Origin of the sequence: Acetobacter oryzoeni (assembly GCF_004014775.2) — a bacterium.
GTDB lineage: Bacteria > Pseudomonadota > Alphaproteobacteria > Acetobacterales > Acetobacteraceae > Acetobacter > Acetobacter oryzoeni.
The window spans coordinates 1991158-2010930 of record NZ_CP042808.1 but is presented as its reverse complement, the minus strand read 5'-3'; the positions used below and the strand labels follow the sequence as shown (position 1 = coordinate 2010930).

Genomic DNA, 19773 nt, shown 5'->3' with positions numbered 1-19773 from the left:
CTGCATGGCCGTCTATACGGACGTTGGGAACGAGGCCCTGGAAACGTTTTTGCAGGATTACGCCATAGGGTCTCTGGTTGCGTTTCGCGGTATTGCCGAAGGGGTGGAGAACAGTAATTTCCAGCTGCGTACAACAGATGGAGATTACATTCTTACCCTGTACGAAAAGCGGGTGAATGCGCAGGATCTGCCTTGGTTTTTGGGCCTTATGCAGCATCTGGCGCGTGAGGGGGTAACATGCCCCCAACCCGTGGCTGATTCGCAAGGCCATGTGCTGAAAACACTGGCAGGCAGGCCCGCTGCCATAACCACATTCCTGCCCGGTGTTTGGCCGCGCGTGGTGCGGCTTGAGCATTGTCGCCCGCTTGGGCGTGCTTTGGCGCAGCTACATGTGGCAGGGCGCTCTTACAAGCCGGAACGTCAGAACAGCTTGGGGCCAGATGCGTGGTTTGCGTTGCTGCAAAGCTGCGGTGCGGGCGCAGATAATGTGTGCGCAGGTTTGCGGGATGAACTGCAAAACGCGCTTGAGCATATTTTGCCATTCTGGCCGGGGCGGGGGAATAATCCGCTTCTGCCGCGCGGGCAAATTCATGCAGACATGTTTCCAGATAACGTTTTCTTTCTGGATCATGCCGTTTCAGGCGTGATTGATTTCTATTTCGCCTGCACGGATCTTCTGGCCTACGACATTGCTATCTGTTTGAACGCATGGTGCTTTCAGGCTGATGGGGCGTTTAACATCACTTTTGCCCGGCACATGATGCAAGGGTATGAGGAAATACGCCCGTTAGAGCCAGCAGAGCGTCAGCTTATGCCTGTTTTGGCCAGAGGTGCGGCCATGCGCTTTTTGCTCACCCGGCTGTATGACTGGATTAACACGCCAGCAGATGCCTTGGTGACGCCCAAAGATCCTATGGATTACCTGAAGCGCCTGCGCTTCCATTTGGAAACGGATAGTGCTGATGCCTACGGATTCTGAAAACAGCACCGCAACGGAACAACCTGCTCTGGCGGTTGAAATCTGGACAGATGGCGGATGCCGCCCAAACCCCGGCCCGGGTGGCTGGGGCGTTCTGCTGCGCTGCAAAGGTGTGGAACGGGAGCTTTCTGGCGGTGAGCGTGAAACCACCAACAACCGTATGGAACTCACCGCCGCTGCAGAAGCGCTGGAAGCGCTTACGCGCCCTTGTGTGGTGAACCTGCACACAGATAGCGAGTATGTGCGCAATGGCATTACCCGGTGGCATACGGGCTGGGTAAGGCGGAATTGGCGTAATGCATCGGGTGATCCGGTAGCCAATATGGATTTGTGGCGCAGGTTGCTGGACGTAGCCAAACGGCATGAGGTTTCATGGCATTGGGTAAAAGGACACTCCGGCGTGCCAGAAAATGAACGGGTGGACCAACTGGCAACAGAAGCCCGGGAAAAAATAGAACAGTCTCTTTTAGAGAGCTAAAAACAAACCGGCTGAAAGGCCGGTTTTTTCATGGGGCATTGTGAGGGAAAAATCACTGTGGCTGAAGGCAAAACATACCAAACCGTAGCCGGATATATGGTGGCATTTGTGGCGTTAACGCTGCTGTATGCCGCTTTGGGTATGACGCAGCCTTTTAATTCAGACAGTGTTTCTACCCTGCTGGCAGCGCAGGATATTCTGCACGGCAATATCTTGCTGAAGGGGTGGGACCTTTCCACCCAATCCTTCTATTTTACTGAAGTTCTGCCTTACGTTGTGATGTTTGGCCTATTTGGCTGGCATGTATCTTTTTATTACATCGTGCCCGCCATGCTGTGGGCCATTGCCATGTTGCTGGCGTTTCGTATTGCGCGTTTGGCAACGGGCAATACGGGGTGGCCGCTTCTTGTTTTGTTAGCGGCGCCGAGTGCCTTTGCGGTCCATCTGGTGTTGTCACCCTGTTACCATGTTGGCGCTTATGTGGGCATGTTGCTGTTCTGGCTGATGTGGTTGCAGAAGCCTCACTGCCTACAATCCAAAAGTTTGTTCGGCACCTGCGCGCGTTGGAGTGGTACCGTTCTGTTTGTTGCGTTGATGCTGAGCAGTGATGATCTGGTAAAATACACTCTGGCTTTACCGGTTATTTTGGCTGCTATCGGATGCAGTCTGGAACAGCGCACCCCAAAATATGTCGGGCTTGCCAGCAGCATGGTGGGCGCATTGCTATTGGAGCACGTTATTAAAACAGTGCTGGCCCATAATGGCGCCTTTCATGTGCCGGGGTTATGGAGCTCGTCTTTTGGTTCACAAAGCCGGGCCTCGTACAATCTGGGCGTCCTGTTTTCCGGCTTTTTACAGTATTTTGGTGCCGATTTTTTTGGAAAGCCGATTACGCTTTCAGGCTCTGGGCGCGAATTGTTTCATCTGGTTTGTGCAGGTGGCACGGTATGGGGTTGCTTTTATGCGCTGCGCAAGAACCGACAATGGAGCTTGTTTGATCTCTCATCCGTATTTGCCATTGTTATTATGTTGGCAGCCTTTGTTTTTGGCGAATTGACAATGGATGAGCAGTCATTCCGCTATCTGGTTTTTCCATGCCTGTTGTCTGTTTTACTGGCTATTCGGCATGTGCAGGTGCCCCGTGGCTACGGCTTGCTGTTGGGTAGCTGCTGTATTGTGTATGCGGCAACAATTTTGCCGCGCCCAGTTGTGGGATACGCAGCGGCAAATCAGAATTTTCCGGTTAACCGCACTCTGGAACAAATGGGGCTGAAGCAAGGTTTCGCGCCATATTGGAGCGCAGCGCGCAATAGTCTGCCATTTCCGGCACGTCTTGCACCAGTTGAATTCACGCCATCAGGCATCAAAGCATTTCATACCCTTAGCAAGCGGCAATGGTATGAAATGGGCGGCAATTTTATTGTGTGTGAAAGTGCAGATCAAGCCAAGCAGGCGCAAACACAGTTTGGGCCTGCACAAAGGGAAATACGCATAGGCAGCAATACGCTGCTGGTGTGGTCACATCCCTTTAAGGTGCCGCAGAACTGAAGAGCCCGTTTTCAGGGCTCAACGTCAGACTGATAAATATCAATATAATCCTGCGGTGTGTTGGGGGCTGACTGTTTGGGCAGCCCAATAACGCGCACATAAATGCGGGTAGAAGGTGTGCCGCCATTCATGAGCACGCTGCGCGCCGCTAACCCGCGCGCCAATGCCATGCGTCGTGGCAATGATGGATCATCCACTGCACCAGAACTATAGGCATCTATCAGGGCACGCACATGCGGCTTGTCAGACAAACGCTGCCCAAATGCCAGAATGGCCTGATGCGTTTCCGGGTTAAGTGTTGCTGCTTCTGGCGCAAAGGTAATGCGTACGCCGCCTTCAATAGGCGTTACGGTGCCTTGGGCTTTCAGGTCCACAGTGGGTTGTGGTGGCACCGGGAAAGGGTGAACTTCCACGTCTGATGGCGCAGGAGTTAACTGCGGCAGCGGTGGGGGTGCATTTGGTATTGTTGCTGGCGGCGGGGGCTTACGTGGTTGGGCCGCAGGTGTAACGCTTTTAGTTTCTTGCGCCGGGGTAGGCGCGGCCTTAGCCACAGGTGCAGGTGCAGGTGCAGGTGCAGTAGATGGTTTGGTTTCAGCCGGGGCCTTGGTTACCGGTTTGGTGGCGGGAGCACTTTTAGGCGCCGTTGCAGCCGGCTGCGTATTTTTTACGCTGGATGTTTCTTTTTTCTGCGCTGTGGTGGTTTGCGGCTTTTCTACAACGCGGCGGCGCGTTTCAGTGTGCGCGGGCGTTGTTGTGCGGCGCGGAGCCGCTTCATGCACAGGTGCCGCGGGTGTTGGGGGCGCGGCTACAGGCGCTGCACCACCTAAACTGTCCAGAGCCTGACTGTTGGTGACAATCTGAGCATGTGAAACCGCACTGGTGGCAAGCAGGCTTGCAGCACACAGAAGCACAAGGCGGCGAGAGAAAGGAAACATGTTCTGCATTAAATGGAAGACTAATCCAGAAAAAGAGGAAGAAGAACAGTGGCAACCTGCTTTTGGTGCCTGAAAGCGGCCACACTGCGGCATCATGCAGAAAACTGTTCTGCCGCAATACGTTCGGAAAGGGTTTGCCCGGGGTCAAACAGCAAGGTTACAGCCAATTCTCGGTCTTCCCATGCCTGCACAGAAACAACATCCCGAATTTCTATCGAATCGGCAACGGCTGCAACAGGGCGCTTATCGTGTTCCAGAACACTAAAGCCGACATGCGCTGAGGAAGGCAGAAGTGCCCCGCGCCAGCGGCGTGGGCGAAAAGGGCAGATAGGGGTAAGTGGCAGCAAATTGCCAGAAAGCGGCACAATAGGCCCGTGGGCAGAAAGATTATAGGCGGTGGAACCGGCTGGTGTGGCCAATAAGGCGCCATCACAGATCAGTTCGGGAATACGCACCAGCCTGTCCACATCAATGCGTAGTTTGGCTGCCTGCCGTGTCTGGCGGAACAGGTAAACATCGTTCAACGCCAGAGCCTCGTGCGATTCACCATGTGCCGTTACGGCTTTCATGCGCAAGGGGTGAATAACCGCCGCTTGCGCATGCGCTAATCTATAGGGAAGGTCTTCCTCATCGGTGGGGTTCATCAAAAACCCAACAGAACCACAGTTCATGCCATAAACTGGCGTGGTCAGTCCCGCTTCCAGAATAACGCGCAGGGTTTCCAGCATAAAGCCGTCTCCACCCAAGCAGATCACAACGTCTGCCTCACCAGGGTGGCAGTTGCCATAACGGGTTACCAGCCGATCAAGTTCATCCCGGGCGGTTTCTGTAGGGGCCGCCATAAATGCCAGATGTTGTGGAGGCCGCATAAAGATTGAGGGCGGGTTTGTAAGAGAAGTAGCAGTCATGCCTGTGTCCTGCTTCCTTCCAGGTCAGGAAAATTAAAGTCTTCCTTCCTTATCCTGCAAATGTTGGTTCCTGAAAGAGGGCAGCATCATTTTTAATGCAGGCAAAGCGTTCTGCCAGCGTGGTGCCAAGCAGTTCATCATACACAGCCAGCGTGGCATGTTGCATGGCAAAGGTGCTATAATGGTTTAGTACCATCTGGCGTGCAGCGTATCCAATTTCTTCTAGAATTTCTGGCGGCGCAATCAGTACGTTATGGATGGTTTGTGCCAGTTCTTCAGCATGTGCAGGGGTAAAGCTAAAGCCCGTTTGGCCATTGGCGACGGTTTCCACCGCGGCACCATGATGCGCCACAATAACCGGGCAGCACATTGCCTGAGCCTCTACCACCACACGTCCAAAAGGTTCCGGGCGGAGGGAGGGTACAACCACCATGTTGGCAAGCATCATGGCGGCAGGCATATCATCGCAATGGCCTGCAAAACGGACACGGTCAGTCAGGCCCAGCTGTGCTGCTTTGGTGCTTAGTTCTTGTGCGTATTTATCTTCTGCGGCGCAACCACCAGCAAATACGCAGTGCCAGTTTACGTCTGGTAACAGGTCAAGCAGTTGTGCCAGTGCATCCAGCACAAGGCTTTGGCCTTTCCATGCTGTCAGCCTGCCGGGCATGAGAATAACCGGGGCATCAGCAGGAAGCGCCCATGCCTCCACCAAACGGTGCACACGCTGGCCGGATACCACTTGAGGAGAAAACTGATCGGTATCTGCCCCCCGCGGAATGGTGCGCAGCCGATCTGGCCCGACATGGTATTCTTCTGCAAGGCGCTGGGCGATGTGGTTGCTGATGGCAATAACACGATCACCAGATGCCAAAACGGCATTGTAATGCCGTTTGCCGGGAAAACTGTTGGCGTGCACGCCATGCCACGTTGTTACAAAAGGTGTTTGCGTGCGCTTGCAGGCCATTTTGGCAACCCATGCCGGCGCGCGTGAGCGCGCGTGAACAAGCTGCACATTATGCTGGCGAATGATATTGCTGAGGAAGTGGCTGTTTTTGGCAATTTTCAAAGGGTTGCGGCTGCCACAATCGGGAAGGGTAATGTGCTCAGCACCAGTATGTCGTAGCAGAGGCTCCATACGCCCGCCAGCGCTGATAACAAGCGCCTTGCCCCCAGCCTGTGTAATGGCCTGCGCCATTTCTATGGTGCCTCTTTCCACTCCGCCCTGCTCCAAAGCGGGCAGGATTTGCAGAATGGAGGCAGAGGCCAGAAAACTGCTCATGAACAGGGTGTTATCACAATTTGCACATTTTGTGCCATAAGAGACAGTAGGGCAGAACTGTTCTTCCTTTTCAGGTTCCCGGCCTGTGCGTGAATGAACCTGTTTGGTATGGAGGCAGGATGAAGTTTTCTTTTGTGCCTACACGGCGGCATCTTCCCTGCGTGGTTGCAGGTACAGCTTTGCTTGTATCCGCACCTGTTATGGCGGCCACGGCACGCGGCCATGTGGCGGCTGCATCCGGGCCAGTTAATGGGCAGAAATGGTCGGTCGAAGCCTGTATGGCCATGGTGGGGGATGATCCTTTTGGCGCAAGAGATTACGCGCTGGACTGGGAGCGCCACGGCAACGGAGGGCAGGAGGCTAAGCATTGCCACGCCTTGGCATTGCTGGAAGCTGGAGATGAAGAAAGTGCGGCGCAGGAACTGGATGAGCTTGCCCACCAACCCATAGAACATGCAGAGCGTGCACCTTCCAGCTTTCGCGCAGGGTTAGAGGAAGATGCGGCAGATGCTTGGCTTTCTGCCGGGCAACCAGAAAAAGCCTTGAGCAGTGTAGATTACGGGCTGGCGTTTGAGGATGATACCCGCCTGCATCTGCTGCGTGCCCGTGCCTTACTGGCGCAGGATCAGGCCGATGTAGTGGTTAAAGAACTTTCTGCGCTGGTGGCTAAAAAGCCAGATATCGGGGCCGAAGCCTATGTGTTGCTGGCATCGGCAGAGCGCCGCGTAGGGCAGCTTGATGCAGCAGCGACACACGTGGCCCATGCTTTGGAGGTAGAGCCGGAAAACCCGGCAGCCTTGCTGGAACGCGGCATTGTGCGTGAACGTAAAGGAGACGCCACCGGCGCACAGGCAGATTGGCAGCGCGTGCTTGATCTGGCGCCAGATAGCCATGAGGCAGATCTGGCGCGGCAGGACCTTGCCGTTATGGCTGCAGACCCGGATACACCATGAAGCCCCTCATGCACTCTGAAAAAGCTCAAGGCATCATACCGCAGCGCATTCTTGTCATCCGTTTGGGGGCGTTGGGAGATTTCGTGCAAAGTTTTGGCCCGTTTCAGGCCATTCGGCAGGCATTTCCTGCTGCACATATCACCTTGCTCACAACCGCGCCGTTTGTTGAGCTGGCCAAGCTTTCGCCTTGGTTTGATGAGGTGCTGACGGATACACGCCCACGTTGGACAGATGTGCCGCAAATTCTCGCCCTGCGTAAGATGCTGCGTGGGTATGATCGGGTTTATGATTTGCAGACATCAGCCCGCACAGCGCGGTATTTTGTGCTGGCCGGTCGGCCTGTTTCATGGTGTGGGCATGTGGGAGAAGGGCATCTCGCCCATTTAAACCCGTGGCGGGATGAAATGCACACTCGTGCTCGCCAGCGTGATCAGCTCTCTATGGCCGGCATTAAGGATGTGCCGCTGCCAGATATTTCTTGGTTGCGTGATAAAGGGCCAAAGCTGGATGAGCCCTATGTATTGATTGTGCCCGGGGCGGCTGTGCATCGGCCCGCCAAACGCTGGCCTGCCAGACGGTATGGTGAACTGGCAGCAGAAATTTTTCGCCGTGGTTTGCAACCTGTCTTGGTGGGGCATGAAACCGAGCAGCCTTTGGCGCAGGACATCCTGAAATATTGCCCCGAAGCGTTAAACCTAATGGGTAAAACCACTTTGCCTGAGCTTGCAGGGCTGGCAGCACGGGCGCAGTGCGCTGTGGGGAATGATACAGGCCCCATGCATCTGGCTGCCGTTATGGGCTGCCGCTGTGTTGTGCTATTTTCTGCTGATAGTAACCCTGCGCTTACAGCCCCGTTAGGCTGGCAGGCAGGGCAGGTGCGCGTACTACGTGTGCGTGATCTTGCATTGCTTTGTGTGCAAAGGGTTGCAGCCGCGCTCTGGTGGCGTCATTAAGCATCTTCCATCAGTTTCTGATTTTCTTTTCTGGAGCCTTTGACCATGCCCGCCATTACCTTGCCTGACGGTTCTGTTCGTAGTTTTGACGGGCCGGTTACAGGCACGACGGTGGCGGAAGCTATCGGCCCCGGTCTTGCCAAAGCCGCATTGGCCATGGAAGTGGATGGAAAGCTGTGCGATATCCGCCAGACCATCAACAAAGATGCTGCCCTGCGGTTTATTACCCGCAAGGACCCGGAATCGCTGGAACTTATCCGGCACGATGCCGCCCATGTGCTGGCAGAAGCCGTGCAGGCGCTGTATCCCGGCACTCAGGTTACAATCGGCCCGTCCATTGAAAACGGCTTCTATTACGATTTCTATCGTTCCGAACCGTTCTCCCCGGAAGACTTTGCGGCCATCGAAGCCAAGATGCGCGAAATTGTCGCCAAGGCTGAGCCTTTTGTGCGTGAAGTCTGGAAGCGCGATGATGCGATCCGCTTTTTTGAAGAGCGTGGTGAAAAGTTCAAAGCCGAGTTGATCCGCGATCTGCCGGAAGATGAAGAAATTTCCATTTATCGGCAGGGTGAATGGCTGGATCTGTGTCGTGGCCCACATTTGCGCACCACCAAGGATGTTGGCACTGCTTTCAAGCTGATGAAGGTGGCAGGTGCCTATTGGCGTGGGGACCACCGTAACCCCATGCTCACCCGTGTGTACGGCACGGCATGGCGCGATCAGAAGGAACTGGATGCGCACCTGCACCAGTTGGAAGAAGCAGAAAAGCGCGATCATCGCCGGATCGGCAAGGAAATGGGCCTGTTCCATTTTCAGGAAGAAGCCGTAGGGCAGGTGTTCTGGCACGCCAAAGGCTGGCGGCTTTATACCGCGTTGCAGGATTACATGCGCCGCGCCCAAACACGCCACGGGTATCAGGAAGTACGCACACCGCAGCTTGTTGACCGTGCCCTGTGGGAAGCTTCTGGACACTGGGACAAATACCGCCACCACATGTTCATTGCGACGGTTGAGGACGAGAATAAAACACTCGCACTCAAGCCTATGAACTGCCCGTGCCATGTGCAGATTTTCCGCCACGGCCTGCGCTCTTATCGTGAACTGCCGCTGCGTATGGCGGAATTTGGTGCCTGCCATCGCTATGAACCATCAGGCGCATTGCATGGCCTGATGCGTGTGCGCGGCTTTACGCAGGATGATGCGCATATTTTCTGCACCGAAGACCAGATCGCAGATGAAACTGTGCGTTTCGTGAAGATGCTGCACGATGTGTATCAGGATCTGGGCTTTGAGCATGTGCGTGTAAAGTTTGCTGATCGCCCAGAACAGCGTGCTGGCAGCGATGAGGTATGGGACAAGGCTGAAAATGCCCTGAAAGAAGCCTGCACCGTGGCTGGGGTAGAATACGAACATAACCCCGGTGAAGGTGCATTCTACGGCCCCAAACTTGAGTTTGTGCTGCGTGATGCCATTGGGCGTGATTGGCAGTGCGGTACGTTGCAGGTTGATCTGGTTCTGCCAGAACGACTCGATGCCAGCTACATTGGTGAAGACTCCGGGCGGCATCGCCCCGTTATGCTGCATCGTGCCATTCTGGGTTCTTTCGAACGCTTCCTTGGTATTCTGATCGAACAGCACGCAGGGCGTTTCCCGCTTTGGTTAGCGCCTGTGCAGGTGGTTGTGGCTTCTATTGTAAGCGATGCCGCACCTTATGCAGAGGAAGTGGCTGCTGCCCTGCGTGAAGCCGGGTTGGCTGTGGAAGCCGATGTGCGGAATGACAAGATCAACGCCAAGGTGCGTGAGCACAGTGTGGCCCGTGTTCCGGTTATTCTGGTGGTTGGCCGGCGTGAGGCAGAGGAACGCACTGTTGCCATGCGCCGCCTTGGCACGCAGGCGCAGGAGACTCTGAGTTTGGATGAGGCTGTTACGCGCCTGAAAAACGAAGCAACACCGCCAGATTTGCGCAAAAAAGGGTGAAGCAGAGTTTTATTGTTACAGCAGGGCAGCAATGAAGATGTTTTTGTGCTTGCCCTGCTTGATAAAGCGCGGATAATTGCGCACATACTAACGATAGGCAGAAGCACCTGAAGAGGTGTGTCTGCAAGTTATTGAAATGTACTACAGGAGCCGACCATAGCCAGATCACCGTATCCCGCGCCGCCCAGCCGAGAAGGGCCGCGAGTGAATGAAGAAATCCGTGTGCCGCAGGTTCGCCTTATTGATGAAAATGGCGAAATGGCCGGTATCATGACCGTGCGCGATGCTTTGGCAAAAGCGTATAGTGTTGGGTTGGATCTTCTAGAAATAAGCCCGAATGCTGAGCCGCCTGTTGCCAAGATTCTTGATTACGGCAAGTTCAAATACGAACAGCAGAAAAAGCGTAACGAAGCCAAGAAGAAGCAGAAGGTCATTGAAATCAAGGAAGTCAAGGTTCGTCCGAATATCGACGAAAATGACTACCAGGTTAAAATGCGTGCTGTGAAAACCTTTATTGGTGAAGGTGATAAGGTAAAGGTTACGCTGCGCTTCCGTGGTCGTGAAATGGCGCATCAGGAACTGGGTATTAAGGTTCTGGAACGCATTCGTGGCGAAATGGATGAGGTTGCCAAGGTGGAGCAGATGCCACGCCTTGAAAACCGCCAGATGATCATGGTTCTGGCCCCGCGCTAAACCGTGCTTTCAGTCTGATTTCCGGAAAAACCCCTGCCTCCTTATTAAGGAGGCAGGGGTTTTCTGTTTTACGGACCAAGCAGGATAGTTGCGTGCGCGTTTGCGCGAACGTGCTGGGTTTGTGCTGTGCTGGATGGGGCTGCCGGGGCATCTGCGCTGCGAGCCATAGACATCATCATAGGCATGGGGCGCATGATTGGGTTTTCAGACATGGTTACGTTTGAAAAACGCACGACATGCAAGCCCAGAGATGATGCTACCGTATCTGCCTGCTTTTTAAGCTCGGCAATAGCGTTCTTTTCAGCATCCAGAAGCAAGGCGTCTCGTTTATCATCAGAAATAGACCAATCCAGACTTTCCAGAATAAGGCCATTCGCTTGCAACTGCCCGGCTAAGGGGAGGAGTGCGTTGCCATTCTGGGCTTTTAGGCTCAACCTTTGGGTGGCTGTCCAAAAAGCGGGGTCTTTGTCTGGGCGTGTTTCAGAAACATCGTATCCAGTTACCGCTAACTGCACGGCATCATTTTTGCCTGTCTGTTCAGTAATTTTCTGCACCAGTGCATTGACAGCCTGCTGAGCAGTTGCCGCATTTTTATTGCGTGCTTCTGCCCGGAATGTAGCAGTCAGCTGGTCTGGCGCTGCATCTGTTGTGCCAGAAGCAGAGAGTTCAAGCTTGGTAAAGGTGTTTGTATCTTCTGCATGAGCTGCAGGGAGCAGTGCCATGAATGCGCAGGAGCTTGCGGAAAGCAGGCTCAGAATGGAACGAGAATAAAAACGCATCAGGATATGTTTCCTTTTAAGATCAGTAGCCTGATAAAATAACGCAGGCTGCCACAACGGGTGAATGCTTGCTGTTAAGATAACAATCCATCAGTGAGGCAAGTTCAAGGCAGAGGGGTATATATCTGCCGCAAAGAAAAAGTTGTGTCGAAAACGTAGATTAACGGTTTATTTCCGTTACGTTGTCACTTTCTGTGCGGGGTAAGGGCATATCAATACGTACGATCAAGCCCGGATTGTTATCGGCTAGATGGAGTTGGCCATCATGCAGTTGCACAATAGCCTGCACAACAGAAAGCCCAAGGCCCGAGCCAGCAATATGGCGTGACTGTTCTGCCCGAAAGAAACGTTTTGTGGCATGTGCCATGTCTTCCGGTGTCATGCCGAGACCGCGATCTGCTATGCTAAGCTGTATGGTGCCACCATTTTTTGAATGGCGTTTTGGTGAAAGAACCTGTGCAGAGCAAGTAATGAGGCTTTGGGCAGGGGAAAATTTAATGGCATTGTCCAGCATATTGGCCATAGCCTGCTGAAGCATGGCGCGATCACCATAAAATGGAAGTTTTTCGGGAAAATTGGTCTTAATTGTTATCTCCCGGTCTTCTGCAACGGCAGCGTAAAGTTCCAGAATGTCCTGTAGGGCTGGTATCAGATCAAACCATGTAAAAGCAGAATGGCGGCTTCCAGTTTCTATCTGCGCGATACGTAATAAGGCATCACAAATGCTGGTAACATGATCAAGATGCGCAATAGCGTGGTCAATGGTTGTGCGTAGTGCCACCTCAGTATGTGCGTGTGCAACGGCATCTTCCAGTTCAGCGCGCGCGCGCGCAATGGGTGCACGCAGATCATGCGCGATGGCGTTGGAAGTTTGCCTTATGCCATCCATTTGCTGGCTGATACCATCCAGCATGGCATTTATGGCGGTGGCAACCTCATCGCTTTTATCTTCATTTCCAGTCAGTGGAATACGCTGAGAAAGATCACCGTGCATAATTGCGTTGGTGGTCTGGTGGAGGAAATGAAGAATGCGATGGACCATTTTGCGGATCATTCCTACCCAGCTTGTAGAGATTAAAGCCTCAAGTTCCGGCTGATCCAATCAAACCGTGGTAAAAGGATTTCTCCCTTTAATCCTTTGGTGCCACTTAATTCATTCTTGCAGCATATACCCAGCATTGCGGATGGTATGCACAAGGGCGCGCTGAAAGGGTTTATCTATTTTCTGGCGCAGACGCGAAATATGTACGTCGATCACGTTTGTCTGGGGGTCAAAATGGTAATCCCACACCCCTTCAAGCAGCATAGTACGCGTAACAACCTGACCGGCATGACGCATCAAAAATTCCAAGAGGCGGAATTCACGCGGCTGCAAGTCAATTTTCTGCCCAGCGCGCCTTACATTGCGCGAGAGCAGATCTATTTCCAGATCTCCAATTATAAGGCGCGTCTGGGGTTGGGCCTCGTTTCTGTTGCGGCGGACCAGTGCTTCCAGACGGGCCTGAAGTTCAGAAAATGAAAAAGGCTTTGTAACATAATCATCCCCACCGGCTTTCAGGCCGGCCACTTTTTCATCTACATCTGCTAAAGCGGAAAGAAGCAGCACGGGGGTTGTGTTGTTTTGATTTCGCAATGTTTGCAGGATGTGAAGGCCCTCTACACCACCCGGCAGCATGCGATCTAAAATAATGACATCAAACTTTTCGCTAGCAGCCAGAGATAAGCCGCTTTTGCCATCTTCAGCCTGCTCAACCAGGTGTCCGGCTTCTGCAAGGCCTTTGGCAACAAAATTGCGAACTGTTTGATCGTCTTCAACAAGAAGAACGCGCATGATCCAGACCTTACATTATCCAGAGCGTATTACCAAAACCTTACGATAATTATACAATCATGTCACTGCCCGCGTTTAAATCTGATCTTTTTCGTCTAACTTGGGGGTGAGGCCATCCAGCGTTGCCATCAATACAGCCGTAAGTGGAGAGGCAAAAATCAGGCCCGGAAACCCCAAGATGGCGCCAAAGAGGGTCTGTGATAGCACTGTAAGGGCAGGGGGCATTTGCACGGCGTGGCGCTGAATAACCGGGGCCAGCACATTACCTTCTAAAAACTGGATCACGCTATAAAGCACAGCCACCATAATGGTTTCCCGCGTGCCCAGAGAAAGAGCCAGCAGTAACGCAGGAACAGCCCCCATAATGGCGCCAATATACGGGATAAAATTACACAGCCCGGCAAGCACACCCAGCGCCAGCGCCAAAGGCACGCCAATAAACCACAGGCCAAGGCCAGAAAGCGTGCCAACCACCAGCATGTCTAAAGATTGCCCGGCAACCCATGCCCAAAGTGTCTGCCCGGCTCTAAGTAGGAGATCGCGCACTTTGGGGCGTTTGGAAACAGGCACCAACCGCAAAAAGCCATTGGCGTAAACAGCCGGAGACATTGCAAAATACAACCCGGCAATCAGCACGACCAGCAATGTGCCAATAGCCCCAAAAGCAGACCCCAGAATGCCTGTCATGGACCCGGCAATGCGGGAACCAAGAGAAGCAAGGCTGCTGGTATCTCCCCCGCCAGCCTGATGGCCACCTAAAGAGGCAGGGAGATAGTTCAGGATCATTTGGCCCGTGGGCGTGCTTTGCAGGGTGCTGCGCAGTGCCGTTTCCTGCTGGCGCAAGGCATCTTGCAGGCGCAGGGCTTCACTGATCATGGCTGGCCCGCTGTTCCAGACCAAAAAGACAGCACTGCCAATTAATCCGCAGATAACAGCACTAAGCGCCCACCCATATGGCAGCCGAAGGTGGCGCACCAGAATTTTAGACAGCCCATGCAGCACGACAGCACAAAGCACTGATGCAAACACCACCATCAGCACATCGCCCATCAACCAAACAACCAGCGCAATAACAGCGCCGCTGAAGGTCATGCGCAGGATTCTGGAAATGGATTGTAGCCAATCTGCCGAATGCGGCTTGCCTTCATACGGCCCGCCAGCAAGGGGAGTGGCAGGAGAATGGGTATCTGAAGGCATGCGCAAATGTCTTTCGGAATGCTGTTTGAGGCTGGAATGTTTGGAAGGGTAAGACAAAGAGGCAGTGCTACTGCGTTTGAGATGTATTCTTATCCATGTGTCTCATGATCTGAGAAGAAAATTCTGAAAAGTCAGACACAAAAAACTGGCGCATTGGCAAAAATGCCTCACGCCAGTTTGGAGGTCAGGCCTCGTTGGCGGCTTCTTCCATTTCAGCTTCGGCGGCCAGCCAGCGTTCTTCCACTTCTTCCTGTTCTTTTTTAAGGGCAGCAAGGCGTGTGTTCAGGCGCGTGAGGTCCTGCGTTTTTCCTTCGCTATACAAAGCGGGATCAGCCAGGCTGGCTTCAATTTTCTGCTGTTCCTGCGCCAGTTTGGCAAGGCGTGCTTCGGCGTCTTTGATAACCTTGCGCAAAGGGGCTAGGGCCTTGCGGGCTTCTGCGCGCTCACGCCTGTCATCCTTGCGGCTTGGCTGGGCCGTAGTGTCCTGTTTGGGGCGGTTTGCTGCGCGGTTGTGTTCAATCAACCACGCGCGGTATTCCGCCATATCACCTTCAAACGGAGTGATCTTGCCATCGCCTACCAACCATAGCCGATCCGCCACAAGCTCAACCAGATGTGGATCATGGCTGATCAGAACCACAGCACCTTCATAATCTGCCAGTGCACGAATAAGCGCATCGCGCGCATCTAGATCTAGATGGTTGGTGGGTTCGTCCAACAGCAGAAGTTGTGGGGCATCTCGCGTTGCCAAAGCCAGCAGCAGGCGTGCTTTTTCTCCGCCCGAAAGGTCTTTTACCGCTGTTTCAGCGCGTTCTGCATCCAGCCCAAAGCGTGCCAACTGGGCACGCACAACCGGAGGTGTGGCTTTGGGTAGGGCACGCGCCATGTGGTCTATAGGTGTTTCGTTCAGGCGCAGTTCTTCTGCTTGATGCTGGGCAAAATACCCAATTTTAAGCCGTGGGTTTCGCTCTACCGTGCCAGATAGTGGTTCCAGCCTGCCAGCAAGAAGCTTGGCAAAGGTGGATTTACCGTTGCCGTTGGCGCCAAGCAGGGCAATGCGATCATCCATATCCAGCCGGAGGGAAAGATTGCTGAGCACAGGTTTGCCATCATACCCCACGCTGGCACGGTTCATGGTCAGAATGGGAGGGGGAAGCTGCTCGGGTTCGGGGAATGAAAAGTGCGCGGGCGTTTCTTCCACTACGGATTCGATAACGGGCAGTTTTTCCAAAGCTTTCAGGCGGGCCTGTGCCTGCTTGGCTTTGGTGGCCTTGGCTCGAAATCTATCCACAAAGGACTGCATATGAGCCCGCTGGGCCGCAATTTTTTCAACCTGCCGGGCCTGCTGTAAGGCTTGCTCGGTACGAATGCGCACAAAATTTTCGTATCCACCCGGCGTTAGGCTGAGCTTGCCGTGGTCCAGATGCGCAATGGCATCCACGCAGGAATCCAGCAGCCCCCTATCATGGCTGACAATCAGTGCAGCTCCAGCGAATCGGCGTAGCCAATCTTCCAGCCAAAGGGTGGCTTCCAAGTCCAAATGGTTGGTGGGCTCGTCCAGCAGCAGCAAATCTGGTTCAAGAAACAGGGCTGTAGCGAGGGAAACACGCATGCGCCAACCGCCGGAAAAGTCTGAAACAGGGCGAGCCTGTGCGGCCGCATTAAACCCTAACCCAGCGAGAACAGAGGCCGCGCGTGCTGGTGCGCTATCTGCACGTATGGCGCGTAGGCGCTCATGTATTTCCGTAATACGTACGGGGTCGGTTGCTGTTTCGGCTTCTGCCAGAAGGGTGCTGCGTTCGGTATCACCGGCCAGCACGGTATCCAGAAGCGATGCGCCATCTGCCGGGGCTTCCTGCTTTACGCGTGCCATACGGGCGCGGGCGGACAGGCGAATTTCACCACCATCTGGGGAAATATCGCCCGCAATTGCGGCCAATAGGGTGGATTTTCCGGCCCCATTGCGCCCGATAAGGCCCACCTTGCGCCCGGGTTCTATAGACAGGTTAGCCTGGTCCAGAAGGGTGCGGCCTGCCATACGCAGGGTAAGATCGGATATGACAAGAAGGCTCAACGCAACTCTCGTTTCTTTATGAATCGTGCATTACATCCGGCATGGTACCTACCAGCCCGCGCCGATATGCTCTAGATGGTGCGCTACGGCTGCCACCCTTATGGTGCTGGTATGCCAGAAAACAGGAGAAACCCAATGGCTAAAGAACGTACGCTATCCATTATCAAGCCAGACGCAACCCGTCGCAACCTGACCGGCAAGATCAATGCCGTGTTTGAAGATGCAGGTCTGCGCATTGTTGCCCAGAAGCGCATTCAGCTCTCTCCGGCTCAGGCTGGCGCATTTTACGAAGTGCACAAAGAACGCCCGTTCTATAACGATCTGGTGTCCTTCATGATCTCCGGCCCGGTTGTGGTGCAGGTTCTGGAAGGTGACAACGCAGTTGCCAAAAACCGTGAAGTGATGGGCGCAACAGACCCCAAAAAGGCTGAACCCAACACCATCCGCGCTCAGTTTGCTGAAAGCATTGAAGCAAACTCCGTGCATGGTTCCGACAGCGCAGAAAACGCAGCGAACGAAATCCGCTTCTTCTTTGCGGAAACCGAAATCCTGCCCTGATCCGTTTTTTCGGATTTACTCTGGCTGGTGCCTAGGCTGCCAGCCAGAGCTATATAAATATATATTGCTGCGGCCGGCTTATTGGGCGCAGTATGCAAGAGGTAAGCACCTTTTGCATGGGAGGTGTGGCTGCAAAGATGGGGTCACGCCTAACATTTGCTCTATAAGCATTCCTCTAATATGTAAGCATCCAAAGAATTTTTCCGGCTGCGTGTTGAGGAAGCCTCCGCGCGCTGTTGGCTTTGCGAGCGAAAAGGAATGACATGAAAGTTCTGGCGGTTCACCCCAGCGCCCTGATGTACACGCGGGTCTTTCTCCGTCTGGAGCCTCTTGGCCTGGAGCTGGTGGCTGGTGCGGCCCGCAGTGCGGGGCATGATGTACAGCTTTTGGATCTTCAGGCTGAAACGCATGAAGATTACTGGAAAATGCTGGATGAGTTTCAGCCCGATGTGGTGTGTTACTCCGGCAACTATCTGGCAAACGTGCCAGAAATTCTGGATCTGTGCCGCGAAACCCGCTACCGCAACCCCAATATCTTCCAGTTTGTAGGCGGGCATTCCGTATCCTTTATTGCAAAGGATGTGCTGGAACTTTCTGAAGGTACCATCAACTGCATTCTGAAAGGTGAAGGCGACGCCACGGTTGGGCTGCTGCTGGATGCCGTGCAGAATGGCAAAGATATCTTGGAAGTGCCCGGCGTTATCACCAAGGATGGTGAAGGTCCGCCGCCTATTTTTGTAGAATCTCTGGATCAGGTGCGCCCGGCGCGTGATCTTCTGCGCCATCGCAACAAATACTTTATTGGCACGCTGGACCCGGCAGCCTCTATCGAATTTGCACGTGGCTGCCCGTGGGATTGTACATTCTGTTCTGCTTGGACATTCTATGGCCGTTCCTACCGCACAGCCAGCCCGCAGGTGATTGCGGATGAGCTGGAGGAAATTAAGGAACCCGGCATCTTTATCGTGGATGATGTGGCCTTCGTGCATGAAGAGCACGGCATGGCCATTGCCAACGAAATCAAGAAGCGTGGCATTAAAAAGGAATACTACCTTGAAACGCGTGCAGACGTGCTGCTGCGCAACAAGGAAGTGTTTAAGGTCTGGAGTGAAATCGGGCTTTCCTACATCTTCATCGGCATGGAAGCTGTGGATGAAGAAGGCCTGAAGCAGTTCCGTAAGCGCGTTTCTCTGGATAAAAACTTTGAAGCGTTGGAATACGCACGTTCTCTGGGCTTGATTGTTGCCATTAACATCATTGCTGATCCTTCATGGGATCGGAAGCGCTTTGAAACGGTGCGCCAGTGGTGTCTGGAAATCCCGGATATCGTGAACATTTCTGTCACCACGCCGTATCCGGGCACAGAAATCTGGCACAAGGAAGCACGCCGCCTGACAACGCGGGATTATCGTTTGTTCGATATTCAGCATGCCGTGCTGCCCACCACGTTGCCGCTGCCAGAGTTTTACGAAGAGCTGGTAAAAACCCAGCAGGTGCTCAATACCAAGCACATGGGTTGGGAAGCGCTGAAAGACACCGCAGGTATTGCGGCGCGTCTGCTACGCAATGGCCAGACCAACTTTGTAAAAATGCTCTGGAAGTTCAATTCGGTCTTCAACCCCAAACTTCAGCTGGCGGATCATCAGCGTCCTGCACGGTATCTGATGCCTGTGCAGCCTGATGCCGTGACCAAGCTGAACAAGAAAGACCTGTACGTGCATGGTCCCGGTGGGCGTAAAACCCGCGCGCTGGATGATGCGACTGAAAAATTTGTAGATACAACCCGTATGGGTGAATGCGCAGAGGCTGACGCCGAAGCGTAAAAAATAAACTAAGGTTTCCGTCTATGCTGGCAAGGCTGGCGGCGGAAGCCTTAGGGTTTCTGTGGTGTAGGTTTCAATCACCACACAAAAGGCTTGGCCTGTTTGCGCGCGCAACACTGCCATATGGCGGAAGAGGTAGGGTGGCAGGTCAATAGGTCGGTCAGAACCTGCAGGTATCCCATTCCGCTCCCAATGTTCAGGAAGAGGGAACCACAAACTTTCCCGTTTGATGAGTTGTCGGGAAAAGTTAAGGGCCGCCACAACAAGCCCAAAGGGCTTATCTGTTGTGTTCAACTGTGTAGCCATTTCCGGGGATAATCTTGCCGGAACGTACCAGTTTTCGGCTTCTGAAAAAACCTTCCCATGTGCGGTAAGCTGCACTTTCCTGTAATGTACATCCTCTGTTTGCGTATCAGAAGCGCCCAATAGCGTTTTCAGCAGGAATGGCGGGCAGGGCGTACTGCCTTCCGTTTGGCGGTGGGCATGTAAGTTGTTATCCGGCGCCAGATTGTAAGTATTTATCCACTGTTCCAGCACACGTGTGGCGCTGGGGTTGGCAAGCAGTCTGTTTTCCAGCTTTTCTATAAGTGTTGCCAGCATCAGACGGTGGAGCGGCGTATCCCGCCACTGAGTTGAGGTGTTGTGCATTTTGCTGGGGCCAGAAGGCGCGGAAAGGCTGCTCATGCACGCAATATAGCATGAGAATGCAGGATGGCAGACTGCCTATATGCTTATTCCGTCTGGGCCAGAGCTGCGCTATAAGGCGCGCAACGTATGATGCGGCGTAAATATGTTATTTAAGAAAGGT

At 53.6% G+C, this 19773-nt stretch carries 18 protein-coding genes; 9 read left to right on the top strand and 9 right to left on the bottom strand.

All coding sequences use genetic code 11. The features are described 5' to 3' along the window. The first annotated feature begins 4 nt into the window (after nucleotides 1–4). Genes EOV40_RS09230 through EOV40_RS09220 form a run of 3 tightly spaced genes read left to right on the top strand, consistent with a single transcriptional unit; the run spans nucleotide 5 to nucleotide 3005 of the window. Nucleotides 5–979: a homoserine kinase gene (locus EOV40_RS09230; protein ID WP_050818360.1), complete on the top strand. Its 975-nt coding sequence runs from the start codon at nucleotides 5–7 to the stop codon at nucleotides 977–979. Further along, a complete protein-coding gene (gene rnhA, locus EOV40_RS09225; protein ID WP_050818359.1) occupies nucleotides 963–1457 on the top strand; it encodes a ribonuclease HI in 495 nt (164 codons plus the stop codon). Before EOV40_RS09230 ends, rnhA begins: the two co-directional genes overlap by 17 nt. A 30-nt stretch (nucleotides 1458–1487) precedes the next feature. Next, on the top strand, nucleotides 1488–3005 hold the full coding sequence (locus EOV40_RS09220; RefSeq protein WP_128105739.1) for a hypothetical protein: 1518 nt from the start codon (nucleotides 1488–1490) through the stop codon (nucleotides 3003–3005). Between the two features lie 11 nt (nucleotides 3006–3016). Here the strand turns inward: EOV40_RS09220 and EOV40_RS09215 are convergent, their stop codons facing one another. Genes EOV40_RS09215 through EOV40_RS09205 form a run of 3 tightly spaced genes read right to left on the bottom strand, consistent with a single transcriptional unit; the run spans nucleotide 3017 to nucleotide 6127 of the window. Then, entirely contained in the window at nucleotides 3017–4036 is a 1020-nt protein-coding gene (locus EOV40_RS09215) for an OmpA family protein (RefSeq protein ID WP_128105738.1), read from the bottom strand. After that, the gene (locus EOV40_RS09210) at nucleotides 4033–4848 is read right to left on the bottom strand and encodes an NAD kinase (protein WP_050818356.1); all 816 of its coding nucleotides are present in this window, start codon (nucleotides 4846–4848) and stop codon (nucleotides 4033–4035) included. The genes EOV40_RS09215 and EOV40_RS09210 overlap by 4 nt, the downstream gene beginning before the upstream one ends. 49 nt (nucleotides 4849–4897) lie before the next feature. Beyond that, nucleotides 4898–6127, bottom strand: coding sequence for a glycosyltransferase family 4 protein (locus EOV40_RS09205; RefSeq protein WP_128105737.1), 1230 nt, complete (start codon nucleotides 6125–6127; stop codon nucleotides 4898–4900). 89 nt (nucleotides 6128–6216) lie between these two features. Between EOV40_RS09205 and EOV40_RS09200 the strand changes: the two genes are divergently transcribed. The 4 genes from EOV40_RS09200 to infC all read left to right on the top strand — a co-directional run bounded on the left by EOV40_RS09200 (nucleotide 6217) and on the right by infC (nucleotide 10703). Further along, nucleotides 6217–7080, top strand: a complete 864-nt coding sequence (locus tag EOV40_RS09200; RefSeq protein ID WP_128105736.1) for a tetratricopeptide repeat protein — start codon at nucleotides 6217–6219, stop codon at nucleotides 7078–7080. Continuing rightward, nucleotides 7077–8033, top strand: a complete 957-nt coding sequence (locus tag EOV40_RS09195) for a glycosyltransferase family 9 protein (RefSeq protein WP_208729149.1) — start codon at nucleotides 7077–7079, stop codon at nucleotides 8031–8033. Before EOV40_RS09200 ends, EOV40_RS09195 begins: the two co-directional genes overlap by 4 nt. 45 nt (nucleotides 8034–8078) lie before the next feature. Further along, nucleotides 8079–10010 (top strand): threonine--tRNA ligase, encoded by a 1932-nt coding sequence (gene thrS, locus EOV40_RS09190; RefSeq protein WP_050818353.1) that lies wholly within the window; start codon nucleotides 8079–8081, stop codon nucleotides 10008–10010. A gap of 156 nt (nucleotides 10011–10166) precedes the next feature. Next, nucleotides 10167–10703 carry a translation initiation factor IF-3 gene (infC, locus tag EOV40_RS09185; RefSeq protein WP_035351884.1) on the top strand — a complete coding sequence of 179 codons (537 nt, stop codon included), beginning with the start codon at nucleotides 10167–10169 and terminating at the stop codon, nucleotides 10701–10703. 68 nt (nucleotides 10704–10771) lie between these two features. On the opposite strand, the gene EOV40_RS09180 is transcribed toward infC, so the two are convergent. The 5 genes from EOV40_RS09180 to abc-f form a co-directional block, all read right to left on the bottom strand. Beyond that, a complete protein-coding gene (locus tag EOV40_RS09180) occupies nucleotides 10772–11482 on the bottom strand; it encodes an SIMPL domain-containing protein (protein ID WP_050820246.1) in 711 nt (236 codons plus the stop codon). A 160-nt stretch (nucleotides 11483–11642) separates the two neighbouring features. Then, the gene (locus EOV40_RS09175; RefSeq protein WP_128105735.1) at nucleotides 11643–12524 is read right to left on the bottom strand and encodes a sensor histidine kinase; all 882 of its coding nucleotides are present in this window, start codon (nucleotides 12522–12524) and stop codon (nucleotides 11643–11645) included. Nucleotides 12525–12635: 111 nt separating this feature from the next. Beyond that, entirely contained in the window at nucleotides 12636–13313 is a 678-nt protein-coding gene (locus EOV40_RS09170) for a response regulator transcription factor (RefSeq protein ID WP_128105734.1), read from the bottom strand. 75 nt (nucleotides 13314–13388) lie between these two features. Then, complete coding sequence (locus tag EOV40_RS09165) at nucleotides 13389–14510, bottom strand: AI-2E family transporter (protein WP_128105733.1); 1122 nt, start codon at nucleotides 14508–14510, stop codon at nucleotides 13389–13391. Nucleotides 14511–14694: 184 nt separating this feature from the next. Continuing rightward, the gene (gene abc-f / locus EOV40_RS09160) at nucleotides 14695–16584 is read right to left on the bottom strand and encodes a ribosomal protection-like ABC-F family protein (RefSeq protein WP_128105732.1); all 1890 of its coding nucleotides are present in this window, start codon (nucleotides 16582–16584) and stop codon (nucleotides 14695–14697) included. 135 nt (nucleotides 16585–16719) lie between these two features. Here abc-f and ndk point away from each other — a divergent pair, with 135 nt between their 5' ends. Both ndk and hpnR read left to right on the top strand, forming a co-directional pair. Next, nucleotides 16720–17142 (top strand): nucleoside-diphosphate kinase, encoded by a 423-nt coding sequence (gene ndk / locus EOV40_RS09155; protein ID WP_035362113.1) that lies wholly within the window; start codon nucleotides 16720–16722, stop codon nucleotides 17140–17142. 263 nt (nucleotides 17143–17405) lie between these two features. Further along, nucleotides 17406–18965, top strand: a complete 1560-nt coding sequence (gene hpnR / locus EOV40_RS09150) for a hopanoid C-3 methylase HpnR (RefSeq protein ID WP_050818349.1) — start codon at nucleotides 17406–17408, stop codon at nucleotides 18963–18965. Nucleotides 18966–18986: 21 nt separating this feature from the next. Here hpnR and EOV40_RS09145 read toward each other — a convergent pair whose 3' ends face one another. Then, entirely contained in the window at nucleotides 18987–19649 is a 663-nt protein-coding gene (locus tag EOV40_RS09145) for a hypothetical protein (RefSeq protein ID WP_128105731.1), read from the bottom strand. Between the last annotated feature and the right edge of the window lie 124 nt (nucleotides 19650–19773).